The organism is Bradyrhizobium sp. USDA3516 (assembly GCF_057651995.1).
Map to the genome: position 1 here is coordinate 78,918 of NZ_JBYGYN010000006.1, position 14,045 is coordinate 92,962.

The 14,045-nt window shown below is 65.3% G+C and carries 15 protein-coding genes; 11 read left to right on the forward strand and 4 right to left on the reverse strand.

Annotation, left to right across the window (positions count from 1 at the left end; all coding sequences use genetic code 11):
- Positions 1-97 precede the first annotated feature (97 nt).
- Positions 98-1,357: an adenylate/guanylate cyclase domain-containing protein gene (locus AC24YW_RS19800; protein ID WP_487484302.1), complete on the forward strand. Its 1,260-nt coding sequence runs from the start codon at positions 98-100 to the stop codon at positions 1,355-1,357.
- A gap of 89 nt (positions 1,358-1,446) precedes the next feature.
- On the opposite strand, the gene AC24YW_RS19805 is transcribed toward AC24YW_RS19800, so the two are convergent.
- Positions 1,447-2,691, reverse strand: a complete 1,245-nt coding sequence (locus AC24YW_RS19805; RefSeq protein ID WP_487484303.1) for an MFS transporter — start codon at positions 2,689-2,691, stop codon at positions 1,447-1,449.
- Positions 2,692-2,862: 171 nt separating this feature from the next.
- Here AC24YW_RS19805 and AC24YW_RS19810 point away from each other — a divergent pair, with 171 nt between their 5' ends.
- The gene (locus AC24YW_RS19810; protein ID WP_487484304.1) at positions 2,863-4,215 is read left to right on the forward strand and encodes an Nramp family divalent metal transporter; all 1,353 of its coding nucleotides are present in this window, start codon (positions 2,863-2,865) and stop codon (positions 4,213-4,215) included.
- 61 nt (positions 4,216-4,276) lie between these two features.
- On the opposite strand, the gene AC24YW_RS19815 is transcribed toward AC24YW_RS19810, so the two are convergent.
- Together AC24YW_RS19815 and AC24YW_RS19820 are read right to left on the reverse strand one after the other, a co-directional pair.
- Positions 4,277-5,053 carry an arginyltransferase gene (locus AC24YW_RS19815; protein WP_225151846.1) on the reverse strand — a complete coding sequence of 259 codons (777 nt, stop codon included), beginning with the start codon at positions 5,051-5,053 and terminating at the stop codon, positions 4,277-4,279.
- A gap of 68 nt (positions 5,054-5,121) precedes the next feature.
- Entirely contained in the window at positions 5,122-5,664 is a 543-nt protein-coding gene (locus tag AC24YW_RS19820; RefSeq protein WP_487484305.1) for an RDD family protein, read from the reverse strand.
- A gap of 179 nt (positions 5,665-5,843) precedes the next feature.
- Between AC24YW_RS19820 and AC24YW_RS19825 the strand changes: the two genes are divergently transcribed.
- Complete coding sequence (locus AC24YW_RS19825; protein ID WP_487484306.1) at positions 5,844-6,479, forward strand: DUF6151 family protein; 636 nt, start codon at positions 5,844-5,846, stop codon at positions 6,477-6,479.
- A 206-nt stretch (positions 6,480-6,685) separates the two neighbouring features.
- Here AC24YW_RS19825 and hemB read toward each other — a convergent pair whose 3' ends face one another.
- Positions 6,686-7,747 carry a porphobilinogen synthase gene (hemB, locus tag AC24YW_RS19830; protein WP_487484307.1) on the reverse strand — a complete coding sequence of 354 codons (1,062 nt, stop codon included), beginning with the start codon at positions 7,745-7,747 and terminating at the stop codon, positions 6,686-6,688.
- 137 nt (positions 7,748-7,884) lie between these two features.
- Here hemB and AC24YW_RS19835 point away from each other — a divergent pair, with 137 nt between their 5' ends.
- The 8 genes from AC24YW_RS19835 (at position 7,885) to AC24YW_RS19870 (ending at position 14,015) form a co-directional block, all read left to right on the forward strand.
- Complete coding sequence (locus AC24YW_RS19835) at positions 7,885-8,388, forward strand: DUF6163 family protein (protein ID WP_487484308.1); 504 nt, start codon at positions 7,885-7,887, stop codon at positions 8,386-8,388.
- A 546-nt stretch (positions 8,389-8,934) separates the two neighbouring features.
- Positions 8,935-9,453 (forward strand): transcriptional regulator LdtR, encoded by a 519-nt coding sequence (gene ldtR, locus AC24YW_RS19840; RefSeq protein WP_025036696.1) that lies wholly within the window; start codon positions 8,935-8,937, stop codon positions 9,451-9,453.
- A gap of 203 nt (positions 9,454-9,656) precedes the next feature.
- Positions 9,657-9,893 (forward strand): hypothetical protein, encoded by a 237-nt coding sequence (locus tag AC24YW_RS19845; RefSeq protein ID WP_487484309.1) that lies wholly within the window; start codon positions 9,657-9,659, stop codon positions 9,891-9,893.
- 37 nt (positions 9,894-9,930) lie between these two features.
- Positions 9,931-10,152, forward strand: a complete 222-nt coding sequence (locus tag AC24YW_RS19850; protein ID WP_487484310.1) for a hypothetical protein — start codon at positions 9,931-9,933, stop codon at positions 10,150-10,152.
- Between the two features lie 260 nt (positions 10,153-10,412).
- Positions 10,413-11,711, forward strand: coding sequence for a serine hydroxymethyltransferase (gene glyA / locus AC24YW_RS19855; RefSeq protein WP_487484311.1), 1,299 nt, complete (start codon positions 10,413-10,415; stop codon positions 11,709-11,711).
- A 68-nt stretch (positions 11,712-11,779) separates the two neighbouring features.
- Positions 11,780-12,262: a transcriptional regulator NrdR gene (gene nrdR, locus AC24YW_RS19860; protein WP_487484312.1), complete on the forward strand. Its 483-nt coding sequence runs from the start codon at positions 11,780-11,782 to the stop codon at positions 12,260-12,262.
- A complete protein-coding gene (gene ribD, locus AC24YW_RS19865) occupies positions 12,259-13,407 on the forward strand; it encodes a bifunctional diaminohydroxyphosphoribosylaminopyrimidine deaminase/5-amino-6-(5-phosphoribosylamino)uracil reductase RibD (RefSeq protein WP_487484313.1) in 1,149 nt (382 codons plus the stop codon). The genes nrdR and ribD overlap by 4 nt, the downstream gene beginning before the upstream one ends.
- Positions 13,407-14,015 (forward strand): riboflavin synthase, encoded by a 609-nt coding sequence (locus AC24YW_RS19870; protein ID WP_487484314.1) that lies wholly within the window; start codon positions 13,407-13,409, stop codon positions 14,013-14,015. Before ribD ends, AC24YW_RS19870 begins: the two co-directional genes overlap by 1 nt.
- Positions 14,016-14,045 lie beyond the last annotated feature (30 nt).

Consider the following 14,045-nt stretch of genomic DNA (forward strand, 5'->3'; position numbering starts at 1 on the left):
CGTCTGCGGCATATTCGACCTGCTGCGGGCGGGGAGCCTTTTGGTTGTATGCAGACATCCGCCTTCCGCTCGTCACGAATGCACGCCATAATGGCGCATGCAATTGACCTCGCGCCTTACGCTGATGAACTGGCTGACCGGCCAGGGGCTCACGGGCCTGCCTGAAAATGAACTGCTCCGCGGCTTCTGCGAGCGCTGCTGCGCCGAAGGGCTGGAACTATCGCGTGGCCTCGTCGTCATCGACACGCTGCATCCGATCTATGAAGGCCGCGGCTTCCGCTGGAGCGATCGTCCCAGCAACGAGAGCGATGCCTTCGAATACGGCTCGACCGCAGACGGCGACGCTGCCAAGAGCTGGCGACGCTCGGTGTTCTTCCACATGCTCGAGAATGGCGACGACGAGATGGTGATCGATCTCGCCGATGCGCCGTCGCTGGATTTCTCGCAGATCAACGAGCTCGCCGAGAAGGGCCACAAGCACTATCTCGCCTTCGTCCATCGCTTCGGCGAGAACGGCGCGCTCGGCCTGATGGATTGCCTCTATTCCTGCTGGACCACCCGCCGCGCGAGCGGGTTCTCCGGACTGGAGCTGGAAGCGTTGCGCGATCTGGTTCCGGTGTTGGGGCTCGCAATCAAGTCGGCGCAGCAGGTCGACATCGCGCGCACGCTCGGCCGCGTCTATCTCGGCCGCGACGCCTCCGAGCAGGTGCTGCGCGGGCGCATCTCGCGCGGCGTTACCGAGCGCATCAACGCCGTGCTTTGGTATTCGGACCTGCGCGGCTCGACCGGGATCAGCGAGAGCATCGGTCCCGACGAGATCATCCCATTCCTCAACGACTATGCGCAGGCCGTGATCGATCCGATCCACGAAGCCGGCGGCGACGTGCTGAAGCTGATCGGCGACGGGGTGCTCGCGATGTTCTGGGGCGAGGACATGGCGGATGCGCGGCGTGCGGCGCTCCGCGCCGAGCACCTGTTCCGCAAGAACGTCGCCGCGCTGAACGAGCGGCGTGCGGCGGAGGGCCGTCCGACCACGTCGGCCTATATCGGGCTGCATGTCGGCGAGGTCTTCTACGGCAATATCGGCAGCGAGGACCGGCTTGATTTCACCGTGGTCGGCCCGACCGTCAACGAGGTCAGCCGCATCGCTTCAATGAGCCGCTCGGTCGATCGCGAGCTCTTGGCCTCGTCCGAATTCTACAAGGGCTTGGATGCCGCCGGCCGCCGCTATCTCGTCTCCACCGGCCGCTACGCGTTGCGTGGCATCGGCCGCGCGCAGGATCTCTACACGCTCGATCCGGAAGTCGACGCGAGCGAGCCGGTCAGGGGCAGCTACGAGCGCTATCTGGCGGGCTAGGGCAGGCTGCGCCAACATACTCCGTCATTGCGCGCGCAGCGACTTGTCCGCCGAAGCCTTGGCGAAGACGGAAGCAATGACAATTGTGCTCAGCACCCCGCCGCCACCTCGTCTCCCACCATGTCCGGCTGCCGGTCCAGTCCCACCGCCGGTGACAGCAGGATCACCACCGCCTGCACGCCGAACAATGCAGCGGCGAGATAGAGGCATGCTTCCGCGCTCCAGAGGCCGCCGACGAGCGCGCCCAGCACTGAACCGAGCGGGCGGGCGCCGTAGCTCATGATGTTGATGGCGGAGACGCGGCCGAGCAGGCGCGGCGGCGTCACGGACTGGCGCAGCGTCGTGGTCGAGATCACCCACAGGATCGGGCCGACGCCGAGCAGGAAGAAGCTCAAGCCCGCGAGCCAGGGCGAGGGGACCAGCACCGTCAGCGCCATCACCAGGGCGGCGACGAAGCCGGTGACCGGGCCGAGCCCCACCACGGTGCCAAAGGCGATGCGCTTCATCACACGCGTCGCGAGCAGCGCGCCGATCACCATGCCGACGCCGTACATCGTCAGCACCGTGCCGACACCGGCGGCGCTCAGACCGAGATGGCGCACGGCGTAGGGCACGAACACCGCGATCTGCAGGAACCAGCCGGTGTTGAAGATGAACTGGGTGATGAAGACCGGCCGCAGCAGTGGGTGGTGAAACACGAAGGCCGCGCCTTCGCGGATCTCTTGGAGCGGATGCCGCCGCGGCGCCGGCGCACGTGCGGGCTCGTAGACGCCGGAGAGCAGCACGACCGCGATGGCCGAGAGCGCCGCGGCAAAGCCGAACGCCGGGCTCGCTCCCCACCATCCCACCAGCGCACCGCCGAGGGCGGGGCCGCTGGCGAAGGCGATGGTGCGCGCGAGCTCGACGCGCGCATTCGCCGCCGGCAGCAGGTCGGAACTCACCAGCAAGGGCACCAGCGCCGGTGCTGCCACGCTGTAAACCACGGTGCCGCACACCGCGGCGAAACCGAGCAGGGCCAGCAGCGGCAGGTTGAGAGCTCCCAGCGCGAGCAGCAGCACGACGGCCGCGAGCGCCGCCGCCCGCAGCGCCTCGGCGCTCGCCATCAGCCTGCGGCGGGAAATGCGGTCGGCAAGCACGCCGGCGGGGATGGCGAACAGGACGAAGGGCAGGGTGAGCGCGGTCTGCAGTAGGCCGGTCTGGCCTTCGGCCACCCCCAGCGTCAGCACGGCAACCATGGGCGCTGCCGCGAGCGCGATCTGCTCCGCCGACTGCGCCGCGAGATTGGACCAGGCGAGGCGGTTGAAGGTGTCCGGGAGGCGAGGGGACATTGACATGGCGCATATCCTGCTAAGGCAAATTTGCGCCAATGTTGGCCCCCGATGACCACCAGACCCACCCGCTTCCCGACAAGAGGCGATTTCCCACGATCCGCGGCGGTAACGTTTGCCCGCTAGATGCAGTTGCAAATGAGTTGCAATAAGAACGAAGTTGGGTATTCTGCCGACATGGATGCCCGATCTCCCCGCATGACTCCCGACCTCGCCGGCTGGCGCACCGACGCCCCCACTACCAAGAGCCTCGCCGAGGTCAATTCCACAGTCGCCATTCCGGCCGCGGGCCACTGGTCGCGACGGCTGCTGGCCTTCGTCGGTCCGGGCTATCTCGTCTCGGTCGGCTATATGGACCCCGGCAATTGGGCGACCGACCTCGCCGGCGGGTCGAAGTTCGGCTACACGCTGCTTGCGGTCATCCTGCTCTCGAATTTGATGGCGATCCTGCTGCAATCCCTGGCGGCTCGGCTCGGCATCGTCACCGACCGCGACCTCGCGCAGGCCTGCCGCGCCACCTATTCGCCGACGGTGAATTTCCTGCTCTGGCTCGCCTGCGAGGCAGCGATCATCGCCTGCGATCTCGCCGAGGTCATCGGCACCGCGATCGCGCTGAAGCTCCTGTTTGGCATTCCGCTGATCGGCGGGGCGCTGATCGCCGCGCTCGATGCTTTCCTGCTGCTCATCCTGATGAATCGCGGCTTCCGCTTCCTCGAGGCCTTCGTCATCGCGCTGCTCGTGGTGATCGCTGTCTGCTTCGCCGTCCAGATCGTGGCCGCGGCGCCGCCGGTGGCAGAGGTGCTGCACGGCTTCATGCCGAAGAGCGAGATCTTCACCAATCCTGAAATGCTCTACATCGCCATCGGCATCATCGGCGCGACCGTGATGCCGCATAATCTCTATCTGCACTCCTCGATCGTGCAGACACGAGCCTATGAACGCAACGACACGGGCCGGCGCGAAGCAATCAAATGGGCGACGACGGACTCGACCATCGCCCTGATGCTGGCGCTGTTCATCAACGCCGCGATCCTCGTCGTGGCCGCCGCGACCTTCCACAAGAGCGGCCATTCCGACGTTGCCGGGATTGAGCAGGCGTTCGAGTTGCTGTCGCCGCTGCTCGGCCTCGGCATTGCCTCGACACTGTTCGCGGTGGCGCTGCTCGCCTCCGGTCTCAACTCGACGGTGACGGCGACGCTCGCCGGCCAGATCGTGATGGAAGGCTTTCTCGATTTGCGCCTGCCGAGCTGGGCGCGCCGCCTCTTGACGCGCGGCATCGCCATCGTCCCCGTGATCATCGTCACCGCCATCTATGGCGAGCGCGGCACGGCCGATTTGCTGGTGTTCAGCCAGGTCGTTCTGTCGATGCAGCTGCCCTTCGCGGTCATCCCCTTGGTGCGCTTCGTCTCCGACCGCCGCAAGATGGGCAAGTTCGCGATTTCCACATACGTCGCTGCGGTCGCATGGATCGTCGCGGGCGTGATCGTGATCTTGAATCTGAAGCTGCTGGCGGATACGTTTTTTGGCTGAGTGGCGAATGGCGAATAGCGAGTGGGGTCGTTCCTACTCGCTACTCGCCATTCACCATTCGCTAATCCTGCGGCTCGGACGCAGTATCGCCCTGCGCGTCGATGCGGAGCCAGCCCGAGGGGGCCAGGCGCTGCTGCGGCAGGAAGCGGGCCTTGTAGTCCATCTTCTTGGAGCCTTCGATCCAGTAGCCGAGATAGACGTAAGGCAGGCCCTGACGTCGCGCACGGGCGATGTGGTCGAGGATCATGAAGGTGCCCATCGAGCGGCTGACCTGGCCCGGATCGAAGAACGAATAGACCATCGACAGGCCGTCGCTGAGGACGTCGGTGAGCGCCACCGCGATCAGCTCCTCGCCGCGGCCGGTGATGCCGCTGTCGGGGCCGCGCTTGCGGTACTCGATGATGCGGGTCTCGACATGGCTGTCCTCGACCATCATGGCGTAGTCGAGCACGGTCATGTCGGCCATGCCGCCGTGGCGGTGGCGAGCGTCGAGATAGGCGCGGAACACCGAATATTGCTCGGAGGTCGGTACCGCGCTGCGCTGCTCGCCGATGATGTCGGCGTTGCGGGCCATCACCTTGCGGAAGTTGCGCGAGGGACGGAACTCGTTGGCGATGACGCGGACCGAGACGCAGGCGCGGCACTGGTCGCAGGCGGGACGGTAGGCGATCGACTGGCTGCGGCGGAAGCCGCCATGCGTCAGGAGGTCGTTGAGGTCACCGGCGCGGTCCCCGACCAGATGCGTGAACACCTTGCGCTCATGCCGGCCCGGCAAATACGGGCAGGGAGAGGGCGCCGTAAGGTAAAATTGTGGGGTGTCGCGCGAGTGCTGGGTCAAGGGACGTCGTGGGCCTCCGAAACAGGCATCAGCATCGCGCTCCAGAAGCGCCTGGTCAATCGATTAGCTCACCACGTCCGCGCCGCCTGGGGTGCGGGTATGCGGACCGAATTGTTGATCACGACCGTTCCCAGCACGAAATCGTGCAGCAGGCGGCGGCGGCCGTTAAACAGGCCGACCAGCACCACGAACGGCGACAGGAACGAGACCGTCACCCAGAACAGCACGGCATGGGTCGCGCCGAGCACGAAATAGCCTGGCGCGCCGTACCAGGTGCGCAGCTCCAGGTCCATCAGGCGCATCCCGACCGTTGCCGAGGACGCACCGCCGATGCTGGCGCCGTAATAGACGATGGCCCAGATCACGGAGGCCGGCCAGGCGATCCAGAACAGCGCCCAGCCGATCCCGAGGGTGACCACGCCGAACAAGGCGATGAAGATGTAGCCGAGGATCACCGGCACCGAGATCACGACCATGTCGATCAGGAAGGCGAATACCCGCCGCGTCGCAACGCCCCGGAACAGCTCCGGATGCAGGTCGGGATCATAGGCGTGCGGTTGCATGTTGCCGTCATTGCGCCAGGCGCCTGAATTGCCCGAGTCGTACGACATGGTCCGTTCTCCCAGCGAAGCCCCGTCGCAGGACATGGGAACAGCCCGGCCACACGCCAAGGCTGTCAGCCCACCACCACAACAAAAATATTCCGGCGATTCGGGGGCCGTGGCCGCTTGCGCGGTCCGTGATTTGCACCATGCTGCGGCGAGAAGATCCCCCGCAGGAACGATTTTCAATGGCTCGTCAGGTCGAATTGCGTTGCCGCTGTGGCGGGGTTCGCGCCGTCCTCACCGGCGTGTCGCGGCAGACCGTCAATCGCGTGGTCTGCTACTGCGACGACTGTCAGGCCTTTGCACACCAGCTCGGCCGCGCCGATCTGTTGGATGCGAATGGCGGCAGCGACATTGTCCAGGCCGCACCATCGACGCTTACATTCGTGCAGGGGCTGGACCGGATCGTGGGGGTGCGGCTGGCCCCGAAAGGCCTTTATCGGTGGTATGCAAGCTGCTGCAACACACCGGTTGGCAACACCCTTTCGCCGAGTGTTCCCTTCGTCGGCATCATCGCGCAGGCGTTCGAGGGCGGCACGCCGGCGGTCGACGAGGCCGCGGGAGCGCCGATCGGCGCCATTCTCGGCAAGTATGCGGTCGGCGAGCCACCGGCGGGCTCGACGGGACTTAATCTTCCTCTTATCCTGCGGGCCATCGGCAAGGTGCTGGCATGGAAGCTGCGGGGCAAGGCATGGCCGCACCCGTTCTTCGACCGGGCGACGCGTGAACCGATCTATCCGATCACCGTGCTGTCGCGTGAGCAGCGCGAGGCGCTGCGTCCCTTATGCGGGCCTAAGCCCAAGGCGCAAGCGGCGGGTTGAGCGTTGCAGGGGTAGGGTGCGCCGGCAACTTCACCCTCGTGTCCCGGACAAGCGCCGCAAAGCGGCGCGCAGAGCCGGGACCCAGCAGGCCACAAGCGAGATCGCGGTGAGAGATGGGCCCCGGCTCTGCAACACATCACGTCGCAAGAGCGCCGTGCTGCATTGCGTCCGGGGCATGAAAGATCCGTTGCGTGGGCCTACAAGACCTACGCTTGGCTCCGAAGCTTCTCCGCGGCCTTCGGCGCAAAATAGCTCAGCACGCCGTCGGCGCCGGCGCGCTTGAAGGCGAGCAGGCTCTCCATCATCGCGCGCTCGCCGTCGAGCCAGCCGTTGTTCGCGGCTGCCGCGATCATCGCGTATTCGCCGGAGACCTGGTAGGCGAAGGTCGGCATCGCAAAGGTGTCCTTCACGCGGCGGACCACGTCGAGATAGGGCATGCCGGGCTTCACCATCACCATGTCGGCGCCCTCGGCGATGTCGAGCTCGACCTCGCGTAGCGCTTCGTCGGTGTTGGCGCTGTCCATCTGATAGGTGCGCTTGTCGCCGGTGAGCGTCTTGGCCGAGCCGATGGCGTCGCGGAACGGGCCATAGAAGGCCGAGGCGTATTTCGCCGCATAGGCCATGATCTGCACGTCGAGCAGGCCGGCGCGGTCCAGCCCCTCGCGGATCGCGGCGACGCGGCCGTCCATCATGTCGGAGGGCGCGATGATGTCGCAGCCGGCTTCGGCCTGCACCAAGGCCTGGCGCACCAGCACGGCGACGGTCTCGTCGTTGAGGATCCTGCCGTCGGAGATCAGGCCGTCATGGCCGTGGCTGGTGAAGGGATCGAGAGCGACATCGCAGAGGATTCCGATCTCCGGAAACTCTTTCTTGATCGCGCGCACGGCCTGGCAGACCAAATTGTTCGGGTTGGTGGCTTCCGTGCCTTCCTCGTCGCGCAAGGAGGGATCGGTGTAGGGAAACAGCGCGATGCAGGGGATGGTCAGCTTCATGGCGCGCTCGGCCTCGCGCACGGCCTGGTCGACGCTGAGGCGGTCGACGCCCGGCATCGAGGCGACCTGCTCGCGCTTGTTGGTGCCGTCGATCAGGAACAGCGGCCAGATCAGATCGTCGGTGGTGAGGACGTTCTCGCGCACCATGCGCCTAGCCCACTCGGCCTTGCGGTTGCGGCGCGGACGGACGGTCAGATCGAGGGCATGCGGCACCGCGGTGCTGTCCCGGCGCGAAACTTCGCGCAATTCGATCGGACGTCCGTATTTGATCGCCATCACTCTTCCTCCGGCTGGAATTATTCTTATACCAGCTCGCACGGTTCCCGTCACCGCGGCTTGACCCACCGCAAGGCAGAATTGACCTGACTTGGGCAGCCGATTGATTTTGCGGGCCGAAGCAGCCAGAAGGGGCCATGACCGAGATCTCCACCCGCGATGCGGCCCAGGGCGGCGCCAATGCCAGGGACTCTGCCCGTGACAGTGCCAGAGAGAGTGCGCTCTCGGTGGCGGCGATCTCCTCGGAGCGCTCGGAGTCCGACGACAATGTCTGGACCCGCAGGCTGGTGCTGTTCTTGCGGGTGATGGCCCTGCTCTCGATCCTGAAAGGCCTCTATCACTGGGCGCAGGTCACGGGCTTCGTCGGCGGCGAGGATGAGGCGTTCGAGAACCAGTCGATGGCCTGGCAGGCCGCGACCGTCTACTTCGCGGTGATCGAGCTCGTCGCCGCCGTCGGCCTCTGGTTGGCAACCCCCTGGGGCGCGGTGGTGTGGCTGACGACCGTGGTGTCGATGGCCGTGATCGAGCTGATGTTCCCGGGAATCTACGGCGGCAGCCTCGTCGTTGTCGGCGTCGAGGTCTTCATGCTTGCCGCCTATCTCGCGCTCGCCTGGATGGCCGCGCGCGAGCGGCCGCCGTAGGGCGATCGCGTCGCGATCAACAATACTCTCGTGCCCCGGACGCAATGCAGCGCGCCCCTGGCGATGCGCAGCATCGTCCAGTGCGGCGTGATGCGTTGCAGAGCCGGGGCCCATCTCTCGGCGATCTCGTTTGCGGCTTGACTGGGTCCCGGCTCGGCGATGCATCGCTGCGCGCTGCATCTTGTCCGGGACACGAGAGTGTTGCGTTTGGTTGACCGCTGGTTGCCTAAAATTCGCGGTAAGTTTTCATTGACCAGCCGGTTCCGCCACAGCTGTTACGCGTGCGTTTCGAAACGGGGCGGGGCTGTTCTGGAATGCGACAGCAGAGGCGGACGGAGGGTGAACAGGACCTTGCGAAGGTCAACAGAGGCTTTCAAAAAGTACTTGTGGCACAGGCTTAATGCGCAATTCACTGTCTTAAATTCATGATCTCTTTATTCTCTTATTTAAGCCGATGTTCAAACGCCCCCCTTAAGTTGCACCTATCAGACGGGACACAAGTTTCGTCGAATAAGTGTCGATAAAAACGACAACAGGGGAAGTGTCATGATGAAAGCCGTCGCAACTGCGGCAGATACCGCAGAGCGCGTCTCCGGCCAGCAGGGTTCGGTGCAGTCGCTCTATCTGGAAGCTTTGACTCTGGTGGAGCGGCTGCATCGCCGGCTCCTCGACGTGATCAAGGACGAATTCGATCGCCGCGGCCGTGCGGACATCAACTCGGTCCAGGCACTCTTGCTCTACAACATCGGCGACAAGGAGCTGACCGCGGGCGAATTGCGCACGCGCGGTTACTATCTCGGCTCCAACGTCTCCTACAATCTGAAGAAGCTCGTCGAGCTCGGCTTTCTCGATCATCAGCGCTCGCGCGTCGATCGCCGCTCGGTGCGCATCCGTCTGACCCCGCAGGGCCAGGAAGTCCGCCGCATCGTCGATGCGCTCTACCAGAAGCACGTCAAGACGGTGGAGCAGGTCGGCGGCATCTCCGGCGACGAATTTGCGACCCTCAACAAGTCGCTGCACCGCCTCGAGCGGTTCTGGACCGACCAGATCCTGTACCGTCTCTGATTTTCCAAGGGATCAAGGCCAAGCCGGCCCGCAACAAGACCGGCAAGCCCTCCCGAAAGTGCCTGACTTCCCCAAGCGCGCCGGCCCGGAGTTGCCCCTGGGCCGGAGCGTCGATGTTTTTTTGCACCTGCGAAAAAATCCCTCGGCGGCCAGGAACAAGTTCCGGGCTCGGCGCTTATCTCCTTCGGATCGGAGAAACGGCGATGCTGGTCGAGCGCGGGCTTCAAGTGATGAACGTGGAACTCGTCAGCGAGGCCTACGCCATCGCCGCGAACTATCTTCGCCGCTCCGGCGCAATGCCGGACACTCTCGTCACCGACGACCGCCTGCTTCACCTGATCGTCACGCTGCTCCAGCAGGGCGAATTCAACAGGATCAGGCTAGCCAACAAGGCTATCGCCCGGTTCCAGGCGCAGACCGAGGCCACAGCTGTTGCCTGATCAAAACCCCCAAGATCCCCACGAACCAGAGGATGCTATGGAAGCTGCCATCGACCGCATCATGCAGACCTATGACCTGCTCGCCAACCGCACCGCGGCGGCGAGCGCCGAAGCGCGTGAAAAGGTTACGAATTACCTCAGCATCCTGATGGAAGCCGGCGAGACGGACAGCCACAGGTTGACGGTCTGCGGCCTGACCTATCTGCGCCAGCTCGACGGCAGCGTCGACCCGGTGAAGGCGGGGTATACGGGGCTGTAGAACGACGCCGGCTCTACCCGAAGGTAGCTGGCAAAGAAGGAGGCCAAGGTGGCCCTGGCCCGGATACTGACAGGGAGCGGTCTCGCAAAACCGCTCCCGGGCTGCCCCCCAATCCCACCATATCTTGCATAAATATCCGGCCCGACCCGCAAATGCTTGGCCAGTTGCGGGCGATGTGGTAGATCGCGCGTGCTTCCGACCGCCACACCAGACCCGCCCGTAGCCCGCCAAAAGGCTGCGGCGGTGGAGATATTCGCAAGATGACCGCACCCAAGTCCGCCTCCGCGCCCGATTCGTTTTTTACCGCCTCGCTCGAGCAGGCCGATCCCGAAATCGCCGCCGCCATCAAGGGCGAGCTCGGCCGGCAGCGCCACGAGGTCGAGCTGATTGCCTCCGAGAACATCGTCAGCCGGGCCGTGCTGGAAGCGCAGGGTTCGGTGATGACCAACAAATACGCGGAAGGTTATCCGGGCGCGCGGTATTACGGCGGTTGTGAGTGGGTCGACGTCGCCGAGAACCTTGCGATCGATCGCGCCAAGAAGCTGTTCGGCGCCAGTTTCGCCAACGTGCAGCCGAACTCCGGCAGCCAGATGAACCAGGCGGTGTTCCTGGCGCTGCTGCAGCCCGGCGACACCTTCATGGGTCTGGATCTCGCCGCTGGCGGCCATCTCACGCATGGCTCGCCCGTCAACATGAGCGGCAAGTGGTTCAAGGCCGCGCACTACACGGTGCGCCGCGAGGACCAGATCATCGACATGGATGCGGTGGCCAGGCAGGCCGAGGAGGTCAAGCCCAAGCTGATCATCGCCGGCGGCTCGGCCTATTCGCGCGCCTGGGACTTCAAGCGCTTCCGCGAGATCGCCGACAGCGTCGGCGCCTACCTCCTGGTCGATATGGCGCATTTCGCCGGCCTCGTCGCCGGCGGCGTGCATGCCTCGCCGGTGCCATATGCGCACGTCACCACCACCACGACGCACAAGTCGTTGCGCGGTCCGCGCGGCGGCCTGATGCTGTGGAATGACGAGACGCTGACCAAGAAGCTCAACTCGGCGATCTTCCCGGGCCTGCAGGGAGGTCCCTTGATGCACGTGATTGCGGCCAAGGCGGTCGCCTTCGGCGAGGCGTTGCGTCCGGACTTCAAGGTCTACGCCAAGAACATCGTCGAGAACGCCAAGGCCTTGGCCGAGACCCTGAAGGGCCATGGTCTCGATATCGTCTCCGGCGGCACCGACAATCATCTGATGCTTGTCGATCTCCGGCCGAAGGGCCTGAAGGGCAACGTCTCGGAGAAGGCGCTGGTCCGCGCCGCCATCACCTGCAACAAGAACGGCATTCCGTTCGACCCGGAATCGCCCTTCGTGACCTCGGGCATTCGGCTCGGCACGCCGGCTGCGACCAGCCGCGGGTTCGGCGTGGCCGAATTCCAGCAGGTCGGCGGCATGATCGCAGAGGTCCTCAACGCGATCGCGCAGTCCTCCGACGGCAAGGCGCCGCTGGTGGAGGCTGCGATCAAGGAACGGGTCAAGGCGCTCACCGACCGGTTCCCGATCTACCAGTAAGGCCCGCATGATCCGGAAAAGCGGGTACCGGTTTTCCGAAGGGTCATGCGAAAATAAAGGTCACACGGATGCGCTGCCCGAACTGCAACAGTCTCGATACGCAGGTAAAGGACTCGCGTCCGACCGAGGACTCGTCCGTGATCCGCAGGCGGCGCGTGTGCGTCGCCTGCAATTTCCGCTTCACCACCTTCGAGCGCGTGCAGCTGCGCGAGCTTACGGTGATCAAGCGCAACGGCCGCCGCGTGCCCTTCGACCGCGACAAGCTGATGCGCTCGGTGCAGATCTCACTTCGCAAGCGGCAGGTCGAGCCGGAGCGCGTGGAGAAGATGGTCTCCACCATCGTGCGCGAGCTCGAGACCGGTGGCGAGGCCGAGATCTCCTCGGAGGTGATCGGCGAGACCGTGATGGAGCATCTGCGCACGCTCGACGACGTCGCCTATGTGCGCTTTGCCTCGGTCTACCGCAATTTCCGCGAGGCCAAGGATTTCGCCGACGTGCTCGGCGAGCTCTCCGGCGAGGAGGAAGCGCGGCTCGCCGCGGTGCGCAAATGATCTTCCGCATTCTGGAAGACCAATTTGCGCATAAGGCCCGCGAGGCCAAGGAGGCTGATCGCCGCTTCATGGAGTTGGCGCTTGCGCTCGGTCGGCGCGGGCAGGGGCGGACCTGGCCCAACCCGGCCGTCGGTGCCGTCATCGTCAAGGACGGCGTCATCGTCGGTCGCGGCTGGACGCAAGCAGGCGGACGGCCGCACGGCGAGCCCGAAGCGTTGCGGCGGGCGGGCGAAGCGGCGCGGGGCGCCACGCTCTATGTCACGCTGGAGCCGTGCTCGCATTTCGGCAAGTCGCCGCCTTGCGCCGATGCGGTGATCGCCGCCGGCATCAAGCGCGTGGTGGCGGCGATCGAGGATCCCAATCCGGAAGTTGCGGGCCAGGGCCATGCGCGCCTCCGCGCCGCCGGCATTGCGGTGGACGTCGGTCTGTGCGCGGCGGAGGCCGCGTTCGATCATGCCGGACATTTGCGCCGCATCCGGGACCGGCGTCCGCATGTGATCCTGAAGCTTGCGGTCTCGCCGGACGGCAAGATCGGTGCAGCCGGCGGCAAGCCGCTTGCGATCACGGGTGAGGCGGCACGCGATCGCGTGCACCTCTTGCGCGCGCAGAACGATGCCATCCTGGTCGGGATCGGCACGGTGCTGGCGGATGATCCGCTTCTCACGTGCCGCCTTCCGGGCATGGCGGCGCGCTCGCCAGTGCGTGTTGTGCTCGACCGGAGCCTGCGCACACCCGCATCGAGCGAGCTGGTTCGATCCGCACGCGAGACGCCGCTTTGGGTGATCGCGTCCGAGCTTTCGGAAGCGGCCGCCGCGACGCGTCTTGGCGCGGCCGGTGCGCAAATCATGCGCATGCCTCCGGGCAGTTCATCCGGGCTCGATCTTTCGGCCGTGCTGCATGCGTTGGCGGAGAAGGGCATCACGCGGCTGATGGTGGAGGGCGGCAGCCGTGTTGCCGCGTCCTTCGTCGCGGCCGATCTCGTCGACGAGATCTGGCTGTTCCGCGGCGCGGAAGACGTCGGCGAAGCCGGCGTCGATGCGCTCGATGCATTGCCCCTGTCGAAAATCACGCGGTCGCCGGCCTACAAGGTTCATGCTAGCGAGACCTACGGCAAGGATAACCTCACCATCTACGAGCGCGCGTAATGTTCACCGGCATTGTCACCGATATCGGCGAGATCGTCAGCTTCACGCCGACGGCGCAGGGGCAGTTGCACCGGCTCCGCATCGCCTGCGGCTACGATCAGAGCACCATCGCCGACGGCGCCTCGATCGCCTGCAACGGCGTATGCCTGACGGTGGTTGCCTCAGGCATCGATGGCGGCAAGACCTGGTTCGACGTCGATGCTGGCGCGGAGACGCTGGCGCTGACCACGGCCAAGCACTGGAAGCTCGGCACCAGGCTCAACCTCGAGCGCGCGCTGAAGATCGGCGACGAGCTCGGCGGCCACATCGTCGCCGGCCATGCCGACGGTATCGCGACGCTTCTCAGCCGCGAGGATCTGCCCGACATGGCGCGGTTCGAGCTTGCGACCACGCGGGAGCTGGCCCGGTTCATCGCCACCAAGGGCTCGATCACGCTCGACGGCGTGTCGTTGACGGTCAATACGGTGAAGGACGTGAGCTTTTCGGTGCTGATCATCCCGCACACGCTGACGGTGACGACCATCGGCGGCTGGAAGGCGGGCAATGAGGTCAATATCGAGGTCGACCTGATGGCCCGCTATGCGGCGCGGCTGACGGAAATGAAATGACGGCGAAGCCGTCATTCCGGGATGGTCCGT

Bases quoted from the DNA above. Each gene is read 5' to 3' on its own strand.
- AC24YW_RS19800 (WP_487484302.1), top strand. From the start codon at position 98: ATGCAATTGACCTCGCGCCTTACGCTGATGAACTGGCTGACCGGCCAG.
- AC24YW_RS19805 (WP_487484303.1), bottom strand. From the start codon at position 2,691: ATGTCAATGTCCCCTCGCCTCCCGGACACCTTCAACCGCCTCGCCTGG.
- AC24YW_RS19810 (WP_487484304.1), top strand. From the start codon at position 2,863: ATGGATGCCCGATCTCCCCGCATGACTCCCGACCTCGCCGGCTGGCGC.
- AC24YW_RS19820 (WP_487484305.1), bottom strand. From the start codon at position 5,664: ATGTCGTACGACTCGGGCAATTCAGGCGCCTGGCGCAATGACGGCAAC.
- AC24YW_RS19825 (WP_487484306.1), top strand. From the start codon at position 5,844: ATGGCTCGTCAGGTCGAATTGCGTTGCCGCTGTGGCGGGGTTCGCGCC.
- hemB (WP_487484307.1), bottom strand. From the start codon at position 7,747: ATGGCGATCAAATACGGACGTCCGATCGAATTGCGCGAAGTTTCGCGC.
- AC24YW_RS19835 (WP_487484308.1), top strand. From the start codon at position 7,885: ATGACCGAGATCTCCACCCGCGATGCGGCCCAGGGCGGCGCCAATGCC.
- ldtR (WP_025036696.1), top strand. From the start codon at position 8,935: ATGATGAAAGCCGTCGCAACTGCGGCAGATACCGCAGAGCGCGTCTCC.
- AC24YW_RS19845 (WP_487484309.1), top strand. From the start codon at position 9,657: ATGCTGGTCGAGCGCGGGCTTCAAGTGATGAACGTGGAACTCGTCAGC.
- AC24YW_RS19850 (WP_487484310.1), top strand. From the start codon at position 9,931: ATGGAAGCTGCCATCGACCGCATCATGCAGACCTATGACCTGCTCGCC.
- glyA (WP_487484311.1), top strand. From the start codon at position 10,413: ATGACCGCACCCAAGTCCGCCTCCGCGCCCGATTCGTTTTTTACCGCC.
- nrdR (WP_487484312.1), top strand. From the start codon at position 11,780: ATGCGCTGCCCGAACTGCAACAGTCTCGATACGCAGGTAAAGGACTCG.
- ribD (WP_487484313.1), top strand. From the start codon at position 12,259: ATGATCTTCCGCATTCTGGAAGACCAATTTGCGCATAAGGCCCGCGAG.
- AC24YW_RS19870 (WP_487484314.1), top strand. From the start codon at position 13,407: ATGTTCACCGGCATTGTCACCGATATCGGCGAGATCGTCAGCTTCACG.